The sequence below is a fragment of the Ferrovibrio terrae genome (assembly GCF_943371255.1).
Lineage (GTDB): Bacteria > Pseudomonadota > Alphaproteobacteria > Ferrovibrionales > Ferrovibrionaceae > Ferrovibrio > Ferrovibrio terrae_B.
On the sequence record NZ_CALRUC010000112.1, the window covers coordinates 1 to 15,032 of the forward strand.

Consider the following 15,032-nt stretch of genomic DNA (forward strand, 5'->3'; position numbering starts at 1 on the left):
CGGAACTCTTCCGCCGTGCGGTAGAACCAGTCGTCCACCAGTTCGGCGATCTTCTGCCGGCCATGGAAGGCCCCGTAGAAGACATCGTGATAGACGGCGTCTTCGGTGAACAGCGCGGCAAAGCCCTTGCCGTCGCGGGTCTGTACCGCTTCGGCAAAGCGGTGCAGCAGCATCTGGGTATCCATGGTTTCCTCCAGCATTTTTTAGAATGCTAGAAGGAAACCATGCCGCGGTAAATGCCGCTCAGCTGTTCACACCCGGCTTGTAGTTCGGGAAGAACAGCTGCTCGCCCTCGATCTTGTAGGCGGCGATGGCATCCTGGCCTTCCTTCGAGGTGATCCAGTCGACGAAGGCCTTGCCCTCGGCCACCTTCACATGCGCGTGCTTGGCCGGATTGACCAGCATGACGCCGTACTGGTTGAACAGCTTCACGTCGCCCTGAACGCTGATCACCAGATCGCCGCGGTTCTTGAAGCTGAGCCAGGTGCCGCGGTCGGTGAAGGCATAGGCATTCATCGCCGCCGCGGTATTCAGCGTCGGACCCATGCCCGAACCGGTTTCGCGATACCAGCCGGTGCCGGCAGTTTTCACGTCGATATCGGCTTCCTTCCAGATGCGCAGTTCGGCCGCATGCGTGCCCGAGCTGTCGCCGCGCGAGGCGAACGGTGCCTTGGACGTCGCGATCTTTTTGTAGGCGGCGATCACGTCCTTGCTGCCGCCCACCTTGGCCGGGTCGCTCTTGGGGCCGACGATGACGAAGTCGTTGTACATCACCAGCCGGCGGTCGACGCCGAAGCCGGCATCGACGAATTTCTGCTCGGCCACCGGGTCATGCACGAAGACCACATCGGCATCGCCCTTTTCGCCGGTCTTGAGCGCCTGGCCGGTGCCTTGCGCCACCACACGCACCTGGATGCCGGTCTTCTTGGTGAAGGCAGGCAGGATATGGCCGAACAGGCCGGACTGTTCGGTGGAGGTGGTGCTGGCGACGATGATGAACTTGTCCTGCGCAAGCGAAAGGCCGCTGCTCAGAGTCAGGGCGATACCGGTGGCAAGGCCGAGAAGATGCCGGCGATTGAGAATGTGGTTCATGGTTTCCTCCGTTTTGAATATCACCAGGTCAGGTCGCCCTGCAGGAAGGCGCGTGCCGCATCGCTGCGCGGCATGTTGAAAAATTCAGAGGCCGGCGTGCGTTCAGCCACGCTGCCGCGATGCAGGAAAATCACATCGCCGGCCAGCCGGCGCGCCTGGCCCAGATCATGGGTGGTCATCACGATCTTGGTGCCGGTGGCAGCAATGCTTTCGATGATGCCTTCCACCTGCCGCGTGGCACCGGGATCAAGCGCCGCCGAGGGCTCGTCGAGGAACAGGATCTGCGGTTCCAGCGCCCAGGCGCGCGCCAGTGCCAGCCGCTGCTGTTCGCCGCCCGACAGCACGCGCGCCGGCCGTTCGGCCAGAGCGGCAAGGCCGACGCGCTCCAGCACCGTCATCGCTTTGCTGCGCCGTGCTGTTGTATCGATGCCGCGCAGCTTGAGGGGGAATTCGATATTAGCCAGCACCGAACGGCGCAGCAGCACCGGCTTCTGGAACACCATGGCCTGGTCGAAGCGCAGGCTTTGCGAATTCTGCGCCGCCGCGCCCTGCCAGATCACCTGGCCTTGGGTCGGCTGGATCAGCCCGTGGCACAGCCGCAGCAGCAGGCTCTTGCCGGCGCCATTGGGGCCGAGCACCAGGGTCGGTGCGCCCGCCTCGAAGCTCAGCGTGATGTGACTGATCAGGGTCTGGCCGTTGATGCCATAGCCGACATCCTGCAGCTGCAGCGGCAGCAGCACGGGGCGGGCATGCAATGGCGCCATCTGCATGGTCATGCGCCCTGTCGCTGGCGTGCGGCATTGCCAAAGGCTGTGGCGGCCGCATTGATGCCGATGGCAATCGCCAGCAGCACGATGCCGAGCGCCATGGCGAGCGCGAGATCACCACGGCTGGTTTCCAGCGAGATCGCCGTGGTCATGGTGCGGGTGACGCCGGCAATGTTGCCGCCGACGATGATGATGGCGCCCACTTCGGCAATCGCGCGGCCGAAGCCGGCAAATACCGCCGTGCTGAGCGAGAAGCGGCCATCCCACAGCAGGGTGGCGATGGCTTTCAGCGGCGTGAGGCCGAGCGAGCGCAGTTGCTCTTCGTATTCGCTCCACAGGTCGGCGACAGTCTGGCGCGACAGGGCGGCCACGATCGGCGTGATCAGCACCACCTGCGCCACCACCATGCCGACGGGCGTGAACAGCCAGCCGAGTGCGCCGAGCGGCCCCGAGCGCGACAGGATCAGGTAGACGACGAGGCCGACCACCACCGGTGGCAGGCCCATGCAGGCATTCAGCACAACGATGCAGGCATGGCGGCCGGGGAAACTGGTCAGCGCGAGGAGCGCGCCGAAGGGCAGGCCGATGGCGCTGCCGATCAGCACGGCGGTGAGGCTGACACGCAGCGACAGGCCGACGATGCGGACCAGTTCGGGATCGAACTGCACCATCATCTGCAGCGACAGCAGAAAGGCTTCGGAGATCGTGTTCACGCAACCGAATTAGCGCAACGCGGCAGGCGGGCAAAGGGCTAAGTGCTTATGTGCACAGGTTGTTTTGGCGACAAAAAAGTTTGTCGCCAAAACGCAAACTCAAGGACTCAGCCGATGGCGGCGAGCCAGGGGAAAACCTCCAGCAGGTAGTAGCTGAACTGGCCGAGGCTGTTGGTGAAGATCAGGATGCCGGTGATCACCAGCAGGCCGCCGGCCACCATCTCGACCTTGTGGATGTGGCGGCGGAATTTCTGCATGAAGCGCATGAAGGGCTTCACCGCCAGGGCGGCCAGCAGGAACGGGATACCGAGCCCCAGCGCATAGACCGCCAGCAGCGAAATGCCATAGCCGAGCTGTTCGCGGCTGGCGGCTACGGTAAGGATGGTGGCGAGGATCGGGCCGACGCAGGGCGTCCAGCCAAAGGCAAAGGCCAGGCCGATGACATAGGCGCCGACGATGCTGGTCGGGCGTTCGGTGGTGTTGATCCGCGCCTCGCGATACAGCAGCGGGATTTTCAGCAGGCCCATGTAATGCAGGCCGAAGACCACGATCACCGCGCCGGCCACCTTGCCGATGATGTCGATATTTTCGACGATCAGGCGGTTCAGCGCGGAGGCGCTGGCGCCCATGGCGATGAAGACGGTGGAAAAGCCGATCACGAAAGCCAGCGCCGAAACGAAGACGCGCCGCGTCAGTGCCGGATCGACGCCGTCTTCATTCACCAGCCGGTCCAGCGTGGTGCCGGCCACGAAGCACAGATAGGCGGGTACCAGCGGCAGCACGCAGGGACTGAGGAAACTCAGCAGCCCGGCGCCGGCCGCGCCGGCATAGGAAATATCGAGGCCGCCCATGATGTGAACGTTACTCCGGCGAGAGGAGATCAGCCGCGGGCGAACAGCGCGCGGATGGCATCAGGCAAATTGCCTTCCTCAAGATAGCGGACCCCCAGGATGCCGCCAATCACGATGCCGCCCAGTGCGACAAAGCTGCCCAGCGCCAGCGTGCTGACACCGGTGAGGCCCTGGCCGACGGTGCAGCCCAGCGCGGTGACGCCGCCGATGCCCATCAGCACGCCGCCGAGCAGATGCGAGACCACATCCTGTGCATTGGCGAAGCTTTCGATGCGGAAGCTGCCATCTGCCTTTGCCATCAGGAAGGCGCCGAGGATCACGCCGCCCACGGTGCTGACGCCGAAATCCAGTGTCGCGCCGGTAAAGGTCATCAGATACTGCAGCGCATAGCCGATCGGCGCCACGAAGGTCATCGACACCAGCGGTGTCGGCTCGAACTCGTCGGCGCCGAGGATACCGGTGGCGGCCCAGCCGCCGACGATCACGAGGCCGATCACAATGCCGGCGGCAATCAGGACCGGATGCCGGCGGAAGCGCGCATCCCGGAACACCCAGAGCAGCAACAGGGCGGGAATCGCCAGACCCAGCCCCCAGCGCAGGCTGCGCACATCGAGGCCGAAGCCCAGCCCGAGCAGGTCGGGCAGCGTCTGGGTGGCGAAGCCGCGCGATTTCAGGTCGATCACCGACCAGCCTTCCAGCCACAGCCGCGCCGGGCCGATCAGGCCGCGCAGCGTGGCATAGCCGGCAATGCCGATCATCAGGACCACCAACAGGGATTTCAGGTTGCCGGCGCCCAGCCGCACCAGCGTGCGGCTGCCGCAGCCACCGGCCTGCACCATACCAAAGCCGAACAGCAGCCCGCCGATGGCGGCGCCGAGCCAGCCGAGATTTGTGCCGGCATAGATCGAGCTGTTGAGATCGATCAGCCCGGCCAGCTGCAGCAGCTGGCTGCCCAGCATGGCAACCGCAATCGCCAGCACCCAGCTGCGCAGGCGGTTGGCGTCGTTCATCAGCACCATGTCGCTGATCGCGCCCATGGTGCAGAAGTTGCTGCGCTGAACCATGGCGCCGAACACGACACCCAGGATCAGGCCGGCAAGATTGACAAGGTAAGGCAGGGGAAGTGCGGTCATGGCGGACGATTTTATGCGTTTATGGTGCGATTGCAGGGGAGTATAGGATTTACATTTCCGAAGTGAAGTATTATATTAATTAACGATTATATTTGTTGAATTTGCGGAATTCCCATGACCCAGACCCTGGATGTCAAAGGCCTGAACTGCCCGTTGCCGGTGCTGAAGACCAAGAAGGCGATGAAAGCCGTGCCCAAGGGCGATGTGCTGACTGTCGAGGCCACCGATCCCAACACCATGCGCGACATGGTGGCGCTGTGCGAAGCCTCTGGTTTTGCGCTGGTGTCGGCCCAGGAGCGGGACGGTGTGTTTGTGTTCGAGATCCGGCAGGCGGCTTAAAGCCGCACCCGTCCAAATTCTGTCATTTACAACGGGCAGTTGGCGCTGTCCGGCGAATGCGCTAGCCTCAGGCCAGCGATTCAAGGTGTTTTCAAAATGGCAAAGTTTACCGCTCAGGACATCGTGCCGGGCCAGCGTTTCGAGCAACGGCAGGGTTTTATCTGGCGCGTCGCCCGGCTGATCCATTTCCCGGGCGAAGACGCGATGCATGTGCAGCTGATCAACGAGCGCGATTCCAGCAGCACCAAGACCGTGTCGTTCAGCGCCCTGATGGACCGCAACCTGTTCAAGCTGGTCGAAAAATGATGATGCGGCCGGCCTGGCTGTCACTGGTGCTGCTGGCCACCCTGGCCGCCTGCGCCGATGCGCCGCCGCCGGTGACCGCCGCGCCTGAGCCGGTCATTTATGTCGCACCGCCCGTCGTTGTGGAGGCACCGCCGCCTGCGCCTGTGGCGCCGCCTCCGCCGGTGCTGCGCTTTGCCGGCCATGTCGCCAGCTACAAGTCGCTGGCTGAGGCGGAAGCGGCCTGGCCGCGCCTTGCCGAGCGTTTTCCCGTCCTGAAAACCGCCAATCGCCGCTATGTCGAGGTCGATCTTGGCGGCCAGCGCGGCAAGGTCGTGCGCCTGCTGGTGGGCGGCTTCCCGGAGCGGGCAGAGGCCTTGGCTTACTGCCGCAGCCTGCGCGGCACTGCGCTGTATTGTGCTCCGCACGACTTGCCGGCGGGCTGACGCGTTAACCAAATATCCGCACCAGTTATATTTTTGTGACCAATGTGACCTGCAGTTGTGGGTCTTATTGTTGGATTCACTATTTTCTGCCAAAATTAGGTCAGATTCAGTGACGTAGATTCCCTGAACCCCAGACAGTGAATTCCAGAAACAGGACGGCGCGAGAAACGCGGTGAATCAAGTACTCAAACCGGTTGTTCAGGAAACCCTGAAACTGGTCGGCGTGGTCGAGAGCCAGAGCCGTGAGCTGCTTGCCTTTTGCCAGAACGAGCAGAATCTCTCAGCCAACTTTTCCGACTACAAGCGCTTCGTCGAAAAGATGGAGCATTTCTACGTCTTCGTCGATCTGGTCGATGGCCGCATCCCGGAATTCGATGAGAGCAAGCAGAAGCCACTGCGCAAGCATCTGTCGAAGATCCGCTGGAAGATCACCGTCCTCGAACTCGACACCACGCGCATCTACCTGATCAACATCACGCGCTCGGGCCGCCGCCTGCCGCTGGGCAGCCGCGAATTCCTCATGCGCCGGCTGGATCGCCTGAGCGAGATCGCGCAGTACTACGATCGCTTCGGCGAGGAATACGAACTGGCGCCGCCGGTCAGCGACGAGTTGATCGAGGCTGTGCGCAAGCTGCTTGAGCAGGGTATCGAATCCGCGCCGCGGCTGGAGGAATTCCAGGCGACGACCGCGCCCAAGCGCTCGGCGACGCCGTCGGGCGCCTTGTCTGGCAGCAGTGGATCGTCACCGATCACCGTGCCGGCACAGCCGGCTGTCCCCGATCTTGCGATGGCACAGCGCGCGGCAGCGCACAATTCGCTGCTGCCGAGCCTGCCGGCCAAGCTGAACGTCAAGGAACAGTGGGGCCGCTTCTTTGTCGAGAAGGGTTCGATCGTTGCCGTGTCGCAAGCCTGCAAGATGGCGGCGATGTCGCTCGACCAGCTTGCCACCCGCATCGGCGTCACCCGCGTGGCGCTGACGCTGATGCTCAGCGGCCAGGATCCGATGCCGCGCCCGGCAATGGAAAAGCTGCAGCAGTTCATGATGGACCAGGCGCGACTGTCGCAGCAGACCGAGCTGCGCCGCCGGCTCTGATCTAGCCAGCCGTCTCCAGCAATTCATTCAGCAAGGTATAGCCGAACGGCCAGTCGCCCAGATTGGACGCCGCGTTGATATGGCCCAGCGCGCCGGCATCGACAAAGCGCGCATGCCAGCGCGTGGCGAAATGCCGGGCGCGTGCGACATCGACAAACGGATCGTTGCTGCTTGCCACTACGATGGTGGGGCAGGCAAAGCGCGCCAGCGGCATCGGCCGGAAGCCGCGCGTCTCCGGCGGCGTGTGGCTCTCGGAATCGACATCGGCGGGTGCCACCAGCAATGCGCCATGCAACGCGCGCTCATGCCGCTCGACCCAATGCGCCACCAGGGCACAGGCCAGGCTGTGGGCCACCAGCAGCGGCGGCGACGGACAGGCATTGATGGCGGCATCGAGCCGCGCTAGCCAGTCAGCAAAATCGGGATGATCCCAGTCGGCCTGCTCGACGCGGGTGAAGTCGGGATGTTTGCGCTGCCATGCGCTCTGCCAGTGCGCGGGCCCGGAATTGCCCAGGCCCGGCACGATCAGAACCGGTGGTCGCAGCGGCTGCATCAGCCGGCCGCGTCGCCCAGGCGGGCCAGCGTTTCCTCGCGGCCCAGCACGGCCAGCACATCGAAGATCGGCGGCGACACCGTGCGGCCGGTCAGCGCCGCGCGCAGCGGCTGTGCCAGCTGGCCGAGCTTGACCTGCTGCGCCTCGCTTAAACTCCGGATCGCCGCTTCGGTATCGGTGGCGGTCCAGCTGGACACCGTGCCCAGCGTTTCGATCATCGTCTTCAGCCGCGCTTTTGCTGCATCATCCAGATGCTTCTGCGCGGCGACATCGGCTTGCACAGGTCGCGCGACGAAAAGGAACTGCAGCGCCTCGGTGATCTCGTTCAGATCCTTGGCGCGTTCCTTCACCGCCGGCAGGATCGCCTTGATCTGCGCCTGTTCGGCCTGGTTCGCATCGCGGCCGAGCTTTTTCGCGATGAAGGGCAGCACCGCCTGCAGCAGCTCATCGTCGCTGCTGTGGCGGATATAATGGCCGTTCACGTTGTTCAGCTTGGCGAAGTCGAAGCGCGCCGGCGAGCGGCCGACATGATCGAGATCGAACCATTCCAGCGCCTGCTGGGTCGAGATGATTTCGTCATCGCCATGGCTCCAGCCCAGACGCAGCAGGTAATTGCGCATGGCGGCCGGCAGATAGCCCATATCGGCATAGGCTTCGGTGCCCAGCGCGCCATGGCGCTTCGACAGCTTGGCGCCGTCCGGGCCATGAATGAGCGGGATATGCGCAAAGTCGGGCACGGCGAAACCGGCGGCGAGATACAGCTGGGTCTGCCGCGCCGCATTGGTCAGATGATCATCGCCGCGGATGATATGGGTCACGCCCATGTCGTGATCGTCCACCACGACCGAGAGATTGTAGGTCGGCGTGCCATCCGAGCGCAGGATGATCAGGTCGTCCAGCTGCTCGTTCTGGAACGTCACGTCGCCCTGCACATGATCCTTGATCACGGTGCTGCCGGTCTGCGGCGCCTTGAAGCGCACGACAGGCTTCACGCCGGCCGGCGCATCCTTCGCATCGCGGTCGCGCCAGCGGCCGTCATAGCGCATCGGCTTGCCGGCGGCCTTGGCCGTGTTGCGCATCTCTTCCAGCTCTTCGGGCGAGCAGTAGCAGTGATAGGCCTTGCCCTCGGCCAGCAGCTTGTGCGCCACCTCGGCATGCCGGTTCATACGCGCGAACTGCATCACCGGTTCGCCGTCCCAGTCGAGCCCGAGCCATGTCAGGCCCTGGAAGATCTTTTGCACGGCATCCTCGGTGGAACGCTCGCGGTCGGTATCCTCGATGCGCAGCAGGAAGGTGCCGCCATGGCGGCGAGCGAACAGCCAGTTGAACAGCGCCGTGCGGGCGCCGCCGATATGCAGGTAGCCGGTCGGCGAGGGGGCGAAGCGGGTGACAATCTTGGTCATCTGGCAATCCGGGGGACAATGGAAGCAGGGTTTTAGCATACGGGCGCAGGCGGGCAAGCCGCGTTCCCGTTTTGCACGGATTGGCGGCTGCAGGGCTGCCATGCAGAGATTTCCGCCATGGCGGCGCCGGGTTCATCGCTTGACTGGCACATGCTCCGGCAGCGGGTCGCGGCCGGTGTGGCGGCCGGCTGGCGCGACCTGCGCGGTTTCGACGCCATCGCCACCCTGCTGGCCGAACGCGAGCGCTGGTTCCTCTGGCTGCCGGCGTTGCTGGGTGGCGGCATAGCGGTGTATTTCCTGCTGCCGTCCGAGCCGCCGCTGTTGCCATTGCGGCTCGGCATGGTGGCGGCTGTTCTGGCCCTGCTGCTGTTCGGGCGTGCGGCCACGTCGCGCATGCCGTTGCTGATGCTGCTGGCGGTGCTGGGCGGCGTGTGGCTGGGCGCCGAACGCAGCGCGGCGGTTTTGGCGCCGGTGCTCTCAAGGCCAAGCGGTGCCATCTGGGTCGAGGGCCGCATCCTGGAGGTCGAGCCGCGCGACAAGGGCCATCGCCTGCTGCTGGATGATCTGAGGCTCGGCGGCCTGCAGGAACCGGAAACGCCAAAGCGCATCCGCATCAGCCTGCCGCGCGATGGGGCCGATCTGTGGCCGGGCGAGCGGCTGCGTGTACGCGTCATGCTGCTGCCGCCACCGGAACCGGCGATGCCCGGCGCCTTCGATTTCGCGCGCCATGCCTGGTTCCGCCAGATCGGTGCCGTGGGCTATGCGATCTCGACGGCGGAAGCGCTGCCTGCCGACGAGGTGCGCGACTGGAAAGAGGCGGCCACACTGTGGCTCAGCGCGTTGCGGCAGGACTGGACGCGGCGCATCACCGCACAGACCGAGGGGGCGGGCGGCGCGATTGCGGCCGCGCTGATGACCGGCGTGCGCGGCCCGATCCCCGACAGCGTGGATGCCGCTTTTCGCGATTCAGGGCTGGCGCATATCCTCTCGATCTCCGGCCTGCATCTCACCATCGTGGCCGGCCTGCTGTTTTTCCTGGTGCGGGCGCTACTGGCGCTGCATCCGCAGCTGGCTTTGCGGTATCCGATCAAGAAATGGGCGGCGCTGGCCGCGCTGCTCGGTGCCATCGCCTATACGCTGCTGTCGGGCGCGGCGCTGCCCACGCTGCGCGCGCTGGCGATGATTGCACTCGCGTTGCTGGCCGTGATGCTGGATCGCCGCGCCATCACTTTGCGTGCGGTGGCCTGGGCCGCCCTGCTGCTTTTGGTGCTGTGGCCGGAAAGCCTGCTCGATCCCGGTTTCCAGATGTCGTTCGCCGCCGTCACGGCGCTGGTCGCCGCCTTCGAGCATCTGGCGCCGAAACTCACGCGCTGGCGCAGCCAGGCCGGCCCGCTGCAGATCGCACTGCTCTGGTTCGGCGGCACCATGGCGGCGAGCTTCGTCGCCGGCCTCGGCTCGTCGCTGTTCGCCGCCTATCATTTCAATCGTGTGGCCGATTATGCGCTGATCGCCAATCTGCTGGCGGCACCGCTGGTCGATTTCATCATCATGCCGTTTGCCGTTCTGGCCTTTCTGCTCATGCCGCTCGGGCTGGAGGCGCTGGCACTCACGCCGATGGTCTGGGCGGTCGATCTGCTGATCGCGTTGGCGGTCTGGGTCGCCGGCTGGCCCGATGCGGTCGGCACGGTGCCGGCCATGCCGCTCTGGGGCATCGCGGGCATCACGCTCGGTGGCTTGTGGCTCTGTCTGTGGCAGCGACGCTGGCGCTGGCTCGGCGTGATCGGACTCATGCTGGGCACCGCTTCGCCCTGGCTGGTGACGCAGCCGGATTTCCTGGTCAGCGCCGACGGCCGGCTGCTGGCGGCGCGCGCCAGTGAGGGCGGGCGCTTCTATTTTTCATCGGCCAGACCGACCGGCTTCATGGCGGAAACCTGGTGGGAGCGGCTCGGCTCGCCGCCGCTCTATCCCTGGCCGGCCCTGCGCCGCAACGACACGGAAGGCCGCGCCGGCGCCGATGGCAGCCTGCGCTGCGATCCTGACGGCTGTTCCTGGCGCAGCCAGGGCTTTCTGGTCGCGCTGCCGCGCCAGCCGAAAGCCATCACGGAAGATTGCCGTCATGCCGATGTGGTGATCGCGGCCCAGATGCCGGTGCGCTATCGCTGCCCGGCGGCGAAAGTGGTGATCGACCGCAACGACCTGCGGCGCAGCGGCACCCATGCGCTGTATCTAGATGCCGCGCACGGCATCCGCAGCATCAGCGTGGCGCAGACACGCGGCCAGCGGCCCTGGGTGATTGTGAAGGGCCATAGTGAAGCTGCGCTGGATGCGCGTGCCGCCGTATCTCCCGGTGCATCTTCCGGCATGGCGCCCGATTAAAATAATGCACCGCCTGCGGAACGCAGCGATGCGAATGCCGTTGGATTCGCGCTGCCCGAGCGGCAGTCACGCCAATGCGGAGTCCGCGATGCTGACCATCCTTGCAACGATGCTGGTGCTGCTGGTTCTTGCACTGCCGATCTGGCCTTACAGCCGCCGCTGGAGCCTGCTGCCCGGCTGCATGATCGCGGTGGTGATCGTGCTGTTCATGATGTTCGCCATGGCCGGCAACATCGTCGCCTGAGCGCAGGGCACAAAAAAGGCGGGACGCATCGCTGCGTCCCGCCGGTATTCAGCGCGCGCTCTCAGTAGCGGCGCAGCAGGCCGACCAGACGGCCCTGCACCTTGACCCGGTCCGGGCCGAAGATGCGTGTCTCGTAGGCCGGGTTGGCGGCTTCCAGTGCCACCGAGTTGCCCTTGCGGCGCAGGCGCTTCAGCGTCACTTCCTGCTCGTCCACCAGCGCCACCACGATGGTGCCGTTTTCGGCATTCTCGCTGCGCTGGATGATGACGGTGTCGCCATCCATGATGCCGGCATCGACCATCGAATCGCCGGCGACTTCGAGCGCATAATGCTCGCCATTGCCGAGCAGGCCGATCGGCACGTCGATCTGCGTGCTCATGTCGCGCAGGGCCTCGATCGGCGTACCGGCGGCGATGCGGCCATAGAGCGGCAGGGTGACGATGTCGCGGGCGTTATAGGGGCTGACGCTGACTGGCGTGCCGGGCATCGGTGCATTCGGGTTGCCTTCGACCACGCGCGGCATCAGGCGGTTGCGCGGGGCGGACGGCCGGTTGGCCGAGGCGCCGATGGCGCCGCCGCGGATCGGCACCGCCGAGTCGGGCAGGCGCAGCACTTCCAGCGCACGGGCGCGATGGGCGAGCCGGCGGATGAAACCGCGTTCCTCCAGGCCGGTCACCAGACGGTGGATGCCGGACTTGGATTTCAGCTTCATCGCCTCCTTCATTTCCTCAAACGAAGGCGAAACGCCAGAATTCTCCAGCTTTTCGTGGATGAAGATCAGCAGGTCGTGCTGCTTGCGGGTCAACATGGCAAGCCTCCTCGGGTCAGGGGCGCTGCGCAGCCCAGGTGAGTCGGGCGAAACAGAGAAGCGCAGCAGGGAACGAACAAGAAACCTGCAAATGTTCTAATGAGGTTCCCGATACGGGTCAAGTATTTTTCCACAGGCTGAGTCATATACCTTGTAGGTAGAACGAACCCAGCCTCCCATTAGTAGAGGTGCGCGAACTGCCAAAGTCGCCTTACCGGGGCATAAACCGTCATCCTATCCCCCTTTACGCTGCCGCCGGTGCCGGTAAATATATGAGATACAATGACAAGCCACGCTGCCCCGGATCGGCAAGCAGTGGCAATCGGCCGAGAACGGCCGGACAGGGGAGGACATTATGGGCATCCGGCAGAAGCTGAATCTTGCCATCGGTGTGCTGGCCGCACTGACATTGCTTTCGAATGTGATCGGCGGCCTGTTCTTCGGCCGGGTGCAGGGCAGTTACGCCGGCATCACCACCACCAACCTGCCAGCGGTGATCACCGCCCTCAATCTGTCTTCGCTTAGTTCCGAACTCACCGCCGGTGCCCCGGTGCTGGCCAGCGCGGCCAGCGATGCGGAGCGCGAGAAGGCGCTGGCCGACCTCAAGGCCAAGCAGGAGCGGCTGACGCAGTCGGTCGAGACCGTGAAGGCGGCCTCGGGCGAGAGCGAAGCACAACAGATCGCCGAAATCGAAAAATCGGTCGGCATGCTCAATACGATGGTGGCGCAGATCAACCGCTCGGTGAATGCGCGCTTGGGCTATGCGCAGCAGCGCGAGGAAATGCAGGGCCGGCTGAGTGCCGACTACATTGCGTTCCAGGCGCTCATGCAGCCGTCGCTGGATCGCGCCATCTACGAGCTGCGCCAGCCGAATGCGAAACCTGAGACCGCTGATGCGGCCAATGCCCTGATCGCGGCGGGCAATGCGCTCAACCAGCTGGTCGCCACGCTGTCAGTGGCGGCGCAGGCGCCGAACAATGCCGAACTCGACAAGCTGTTCGCCGAATTCACCAAGCTGAACAGCACGGCGCTGGAAGAACTCGACTGGGCCAGCAAGCATTTCGACATCAGCGAGCTGAAAAGCACGGCCGGCAAACTGCTGGGCTATGGCCAGGGTTCCGAAAGCATGTTCGGCGTCCGTCGCGGCGAGATTCGCACCGTGACCACGGCCGGCCTGGCGCTCACCCAGGCGCGCAATGCGTCGGCCGAATTGTCCACCAAGGTGGATGCGCTGGTTTCGGCCGCGACCGAAGCCGCCGACAAGGCCGCGGCCCAGGCCGGTGGCCAAGCCACCACCGCGCAGGTCGTGCTGGTGGCGATCACCGTGTTCTGCCTTGTGATTGCCGGCCTGATCGGCCTGCTGTTCGTCGGGCCGCAGATTTCAGCGCCGATCACCCGCATGACCGCCGCCACCCGCCGGCTCGCCGAGCGCGACTGGTCGGTGGAGCTGGCGGAAACCAGCCGCAGCGACGAGATCGGCGAAATGGCGCGCGCCGTCGAGGTGCTGAAAACCAACGGCCAGGAAAACGAGGCGCTGCAGCGCCAGGTCGAAACCGATCGCGAAACCTTCGAGCGCGAGCGCAAGGCGCAGGAAGCCCTGCTGGAACAGGCGATCGGCCAGATCGTGTCGGCGGCCACGGCCGGCGACCTGACGCGTCGTATCGACGCCAATGCCTTGCAGGGCGTGATGCAGCGGCTGGGCGGCGGCGTCAATGATCTGCTCGGCACGGTGGAGAAGGCGCTCAACGATCTGGGCAGCATGCTGGGCGCGCTGGCGCAGGGTGATCTCACCCATCGCATCGGTGGCGGCCATCGCGGTCTGTTCCAGCAGCTTGCCAATGATGCCAACACGCTGGCCGAGAAGCTGGCCGATATCGTCGGCCGCCTCAGCCTGACGGCGGGCAATGTGCGCGACGCGGCCTCGGAGATTTCCGTCGGCAGCAACGATCTGGCGCAGCGCACCGAGCAGCAGGCCGCCAGCCTGCAGCGCACGGCCGCGTCGATGGAAGAGATCACCGCCACCGTGCGGCACAATGCGGATAATGCCCGGCAGGCCAGCAATCTGGCGGCGACGGCACGCGAAACCGCCGACAAGGGCGGCGGCGTGGTCGGTCGTGCCGTGTCGGCGATGGGCGAGATCGAAGGCAGTGCGCGCAAGATCGTCGATATCGTCGGCCTGATCGACGAGATCGCCTTCCAGACCAACCTGCTGGCACTCAATGCCTCGGTGGAAGCGGCGCGCGCGGGCGAGGCCGGCAAGGGCTTTGCCGTGGTGGCGCAGGAGGTGCGCGGGCTTGCCCAGCGCTCGGCCGATGCCAGCAAGGAGATCAAGGCGCTGATCTCGGCATCGAACAGCCAGGTGCGCGATGGCGCCAAGCTGGTGAATGAAGCCGGCGGCAGCCTGACCGAGATCGTCGATGCGGTGAAACGCGTGGCCGGCATCATCGAGGAAATCTCGATCGCCAGTCAGGAACAGGCGTCAGGCCTGGATGAGATCAATGACTCCGTCACCCAGATGGACGAGATGACCCAGCGCAACGGCGCCCTGGTCGAGCAGACCACCGCGTCGGCGCAGTCGCTGGCCGATCAGGCCAAGGAGCTGGCAGCCTCGATCACCTTCTTCCGGCTGGATCAGGATCCGGCGGCAAGAGCGGCGGAATAAACCGTCGCCACCTCGGCCGAGAAGCAGCAGAACACCACGCGGCGCGGCGCCGGCTGCGTTGTCAGCCAGGCCTGCACTTCACGCAGCGCAATCGCGGTGGCCGGCGCCAGCGGATAGCCATAGATGCCGGTCGAGATCGCCGGGAAGGCGATGCTGTCCAGATCATGGTCGCGGGCCAGCGCCAGGCTGTTGCGGTAGCAGCGCGCCAACAGCTCCGCTTCGTTGCGGCTGCCGCCATGCCAGACCGGGCCGACGGTGTGGATCACATGG

At 65.0% G+C, this 15,032-nt stretch carries 17 protein-coding genes; 7 read left to right on the forward strand and 10 right to left on the reverse strand.

The genetic code is table 11. The annotated features are described in order from the left end of the window. The 6 genes from AAG799_RS18720 to AAG799_RS18745 form a co-directional block, all read right to left on the reverse strand. The coding region (locus AAG799_RS18720; protein WP_341898317.1) for a nuclear transport factor 2 family protein at window positions 1-185 on the reverse strand (185 nt) is incomplete at its 3' end. A 58-nt stretch (window positions 186-243) separates the two neighbouring features. Next, window positions 244-1,092, reverse strand: a complete 849-nt coding sequence (locus AAG799_RS18725) for a substrate-binding domain-containing protein (protein WP_341898319.1) — start codon at window positions 1,090-1,092, stop codon at window positions 244-246. Window positions 1,093-1,112: 20 nt separating this feature from the next. Next, the gene (locus tag AAG799_RS18730) at window positions 1,113-1,868 is read right to left on the reverse strand and encodes an ATP-binding cassette domain-containing protein (RefSeq protein WP_341898320.1); all 756 of its coding nucleotides are present in this window, start codon (window positions 1,866-1,868) and stop codon (window positions 1,113-1,115) included. After that, window positions 1,865-2,572, reverse strand: a complete 708-nt coding sequence (locus AAG799_RS18735) for an ABC transporter permease (RefSeq protein WP_341898321.1) — start codon at window positions 2,570-2,572, stop codon at window positions 1,865-1,867. Before AAG799_RS18735 ends, AAG799_RS18730 begins: the two co-directional genes overlap by 4 nt. A 107-nt stretch (window positions 2,573-2,679) precedes the next feature. Next, the gene (locus AAG799_RS18740) at window positions 2,680-3,423 is read right to left on the reverse strand and encodes a cytochrome c biogenesis protein CcdA (RefSeq protein WP_341898322.1); all 744 of its coding nucleotides are present in this window, start codon (window positions 3,421-3,423) and stop codon (window positions 2,680-2,682) included. A gap of 29 nt (window positions 3,424-3,452) precedes the next feature. Beyond that, window positions 3,453-4,556 carry a YeeE/YedE family protein gene (locus AAG799_RS18745; protein WP_341898323.1) on the reverse strand — a complete coding sequence of 368 codons (1,104 nt, stop codon included), beginning with the start codon at window positions 4,554-4,556 and terminating at the stop codon, window positions 3,453-3,455. A gap of 114 nt (window positions 4,557-4,670) precedes the next feature. On the opposite strand from AAG799_RS18745, the gene AAG799_RS18750 reads away from it, so the two are divergent. The 4 genes from AAG799_RS18750 (at window position 4,671) to AAG799_RS18765 (ending at window position 6,716) form a co-directional block, all read left to right on the forward strand. Beyond that, entirely contained in the window at window positions 4,671-4,895 is a 225-nt protein-coding gene (locus AAG799_RS18750) for a sulfurtransferase TusA family protein (RefSeq protein ID WP_341898325.1), read from the forward strand. 96 nt (window positions 4,896-4,991) lie between these two features. Beyond that, window positions 4,992-5,201 carry a hypothetical protein gene (locus tag AAG799_RS18755; protein WP_341898326.1) on the forward strand — a complete coding sequence of 70 codons (210 nt, stop codon included), beginning with the start codon at window positions 4,992-4,994 and terminating at the stop codon, window positions 5,199-5,201. After that, window positions 5,198-5,623: an SPOR domain-containing protein gene (locus AAG799_RS18760; RefSeq protein ID WP_341898327.1), complete on the forward strand. Its 426-nt coding sequence runs from the start codon at window positions 5,198-5,200 to the stop codon at window positions 5,621-5,623. Before AAG799_RS18755 ends, AAG799_RS18760 begins: the two co-directional genes overlap by 4 nt. A gap of 172 nt (window positions 5,624-5,795) precedes the next feature. Next, the gene (locus AAG799_RS18765) at window positions 5,796-6,716 is read left to right on the forward strand and encodes a hypothetical protein (protein ID WP_341898328.1); all 921 of its coding nucleotides are present in this window, start codon (window positions 5,796-5,798) and stop codon (window positions 6,714-6,716) included. A gap of 1 nt (window position 6,717) precedes the next feature. Here the strand turns inward: AAG799_RS18765 and AAG799_RS18770 are convergent, their stop codons facing one another. Both AAG799_RS18770 and gltX read right to left on the reverse strand, forming a co-directional pair. Continuing rightward, window positions 6,718-7,269, reverse strand: a complete 552-nt coding sequence (locus tag AAG799_RS18770) for an alpha/beta hydrolase (RefSeq protein WP_341898330.1) — start codon at window positions 7,267-7,269, stop codon at window positions 6,718-6,720. Next, window positions 7,269-8,672: a glutamate--tRNA ligase gene (gene gltX / locus AAG799_RS18775; RefSeq protein WP_341898331.1), complete on the reverse strand. Its 1,404-nt coding sequence runs from the start codon at window positions 8,670-8,672 to the stop codon at window positions 7,269-7,271. The genes AAG799_RS18770 and gltX overlap by 1 nt, the downstream gene beginning before the upstream one ends. A gap of 150 nt (window positions 8,673-8,822) precedes the next feature. Here gltX and AAG799_RS18780 point away from each other — a divergent pair, with 150 nt between their 5' ends. Next, on the forward strand, window positions 8,823-11,048 hold the full coding sequence (locus AAG799_RS18780; RefSeq protein WP_341898333.1) for a ComEC/Rec2 family competence protein: 2,226 nt from the start codon (window positions 8,823-8,825) through the stop codon (window positions 11,046-11,048). 88 nt (window positions 11,049-11,136) lie between these two features. Next, window positions 11,137-11,292 (forward strand): DUF3309 family protein, encoded by a 156-nt coding sequence (locus AAG799_RS18785; protein WP_341898334.1) that lies wholly within the window; start codon window positions 11,137-11,139, stop codon window positions 11,290-11,292. Window positions 11,293-11,353: 61 nt separating this feature from the next. Here AAG799_RS18785 and lexA read toward each other — a convergent pair whose 3' ends face one another. Beyond that, window positions 11,354-12,100, reverse strand: coding sequence for a transcriptional repressor LexA (gene lexA / locus AAG799_RS18790; protein ID WP_341898335.1), 747 nt, complete (start codon window positions 12,098-12,100; stop codon window positions 11,354-11,356). A gap of 355 nt (window positions 12,101-12,455) precedes the next feature. Between lexA and AAG799_RS18795 the strand changes: the two genes are divergently transcribed. Beyond that, window positions 12,456-14,762, forward strand: a complete 2,307-nt coding sequence (locus AAG799_RS18795; RefSeq protein WP_341898336.1) for a methyl-accepting chemotaxis protein — start codon at window positions 12,456-12,458, stop codon at window positions 14,760-14,762. Here AAG799_RS18795 and AAG799_RS18800 read toward each other — a convergent pair. After that, window positions 14,732-15,032 (reverse strand): macro domain-containing protein (locus AAG799_RS18800; protein WP_341898337.1); only part of this gene is annotated, 301 nt, incomplete at its 5' end. The two genes, AAG799_RS18795 and AAG799_RS18800, sit on opposite strands and share 31 nt — an antisense overlap.

Bases quoted from the DNA above. Each gene is read 5' to 3' on its own strand.
- AAG799_RS18725 (WP_341898319.1), bottom strand. From the start codon at position 1,092: ATGAACCACATTCTCAATCGCCGGCATCTTCTCGGCCTTGCCACCGGT.
- AAG799_RS18730 (WP_341898320.1), bottom strand. From the start codon at position 1,868: ATGACCATGCAGATGGCGCCATTGCATGCCCGCCCCGTGCTGCTGCCG.
- AAG799_RS18740 (WP_341898322.1), bottom strand. From the start codon at position 3,423: ATGGGCGGCCTCGATATTTCCTATGCCGGCGCGGCCGGCGCCGGGCTG.
- AAG799_RS18745 (WP_341898323.1), bottom strand. From the start codon at position 4,556: ATGACCGCACTTCCCCTGCCTTACCTTGTCAATCTTGCCGGCCTGATC.
- AAG799_RS18750 (WP_341898325.1), top strand. From the start codon at position 4,671: ATGACCCAGACCCTGGATGTCAAAGGCCTGAACTGCCCGTTGCCGGTG.
- AAG799_RS18755 (WP_341898326.1), top strand. From the start codon at position 4,992: ATGGCAAAGTTTACCGCTCAGGACATCGTGCCGGGCCAGCGTTTCGAG.
- AAG799_RS18760 (WP_341898327.1), top strand. From the start codon at position 5,198: ATGATGATGCGGCCGGCCTGGCTGTCACTGGTGCTGCTGGCCACCCTG.
- AAG799_RS18770 (WP_341898330.1), bottom strand. From the start codon at position 7,269: ATGCAGCCGCTGCGACCACCGGTTCTGATCGTGCCGGGCCTGGGCAAT.
- gltX (WP_341898331.1), bottom strand. From the start codon at position 8,672: ATGACCAAGATTGTCACCCGCTTCGCCCCCTCGCCGACCGGCTACCTG.
- AAG799_RS18780 (WP_341898333.1), top strand. From the start codon at position 8,823: ATGCTCCGGCAGCGGGTCGCGGCCGGTGTGGCGGCCGGCTGGCGCGAC.
- AAG799_RS18785 (WP_341898334.1), top strand. From the start codon at position 11,137: ATGCTGACCATCCTTGCAACGATGCTGGTGCTGCTGGTTCTTGCACTG.
- lexA (WP_341898335.1), bottom strand. From the start codon at position 12,100: ATGTTGACCCGCAAGCAGCACGACCTGCTGATCTTCATCCACGAAAAG.
- AAG799_RS18795 (WP_341898336.1), top strand. From the start codon at position 12,456: ATGGGCATCCGGCAGAAGCTGAATCTTGCCATCGGTGTGCTGGCCGCA.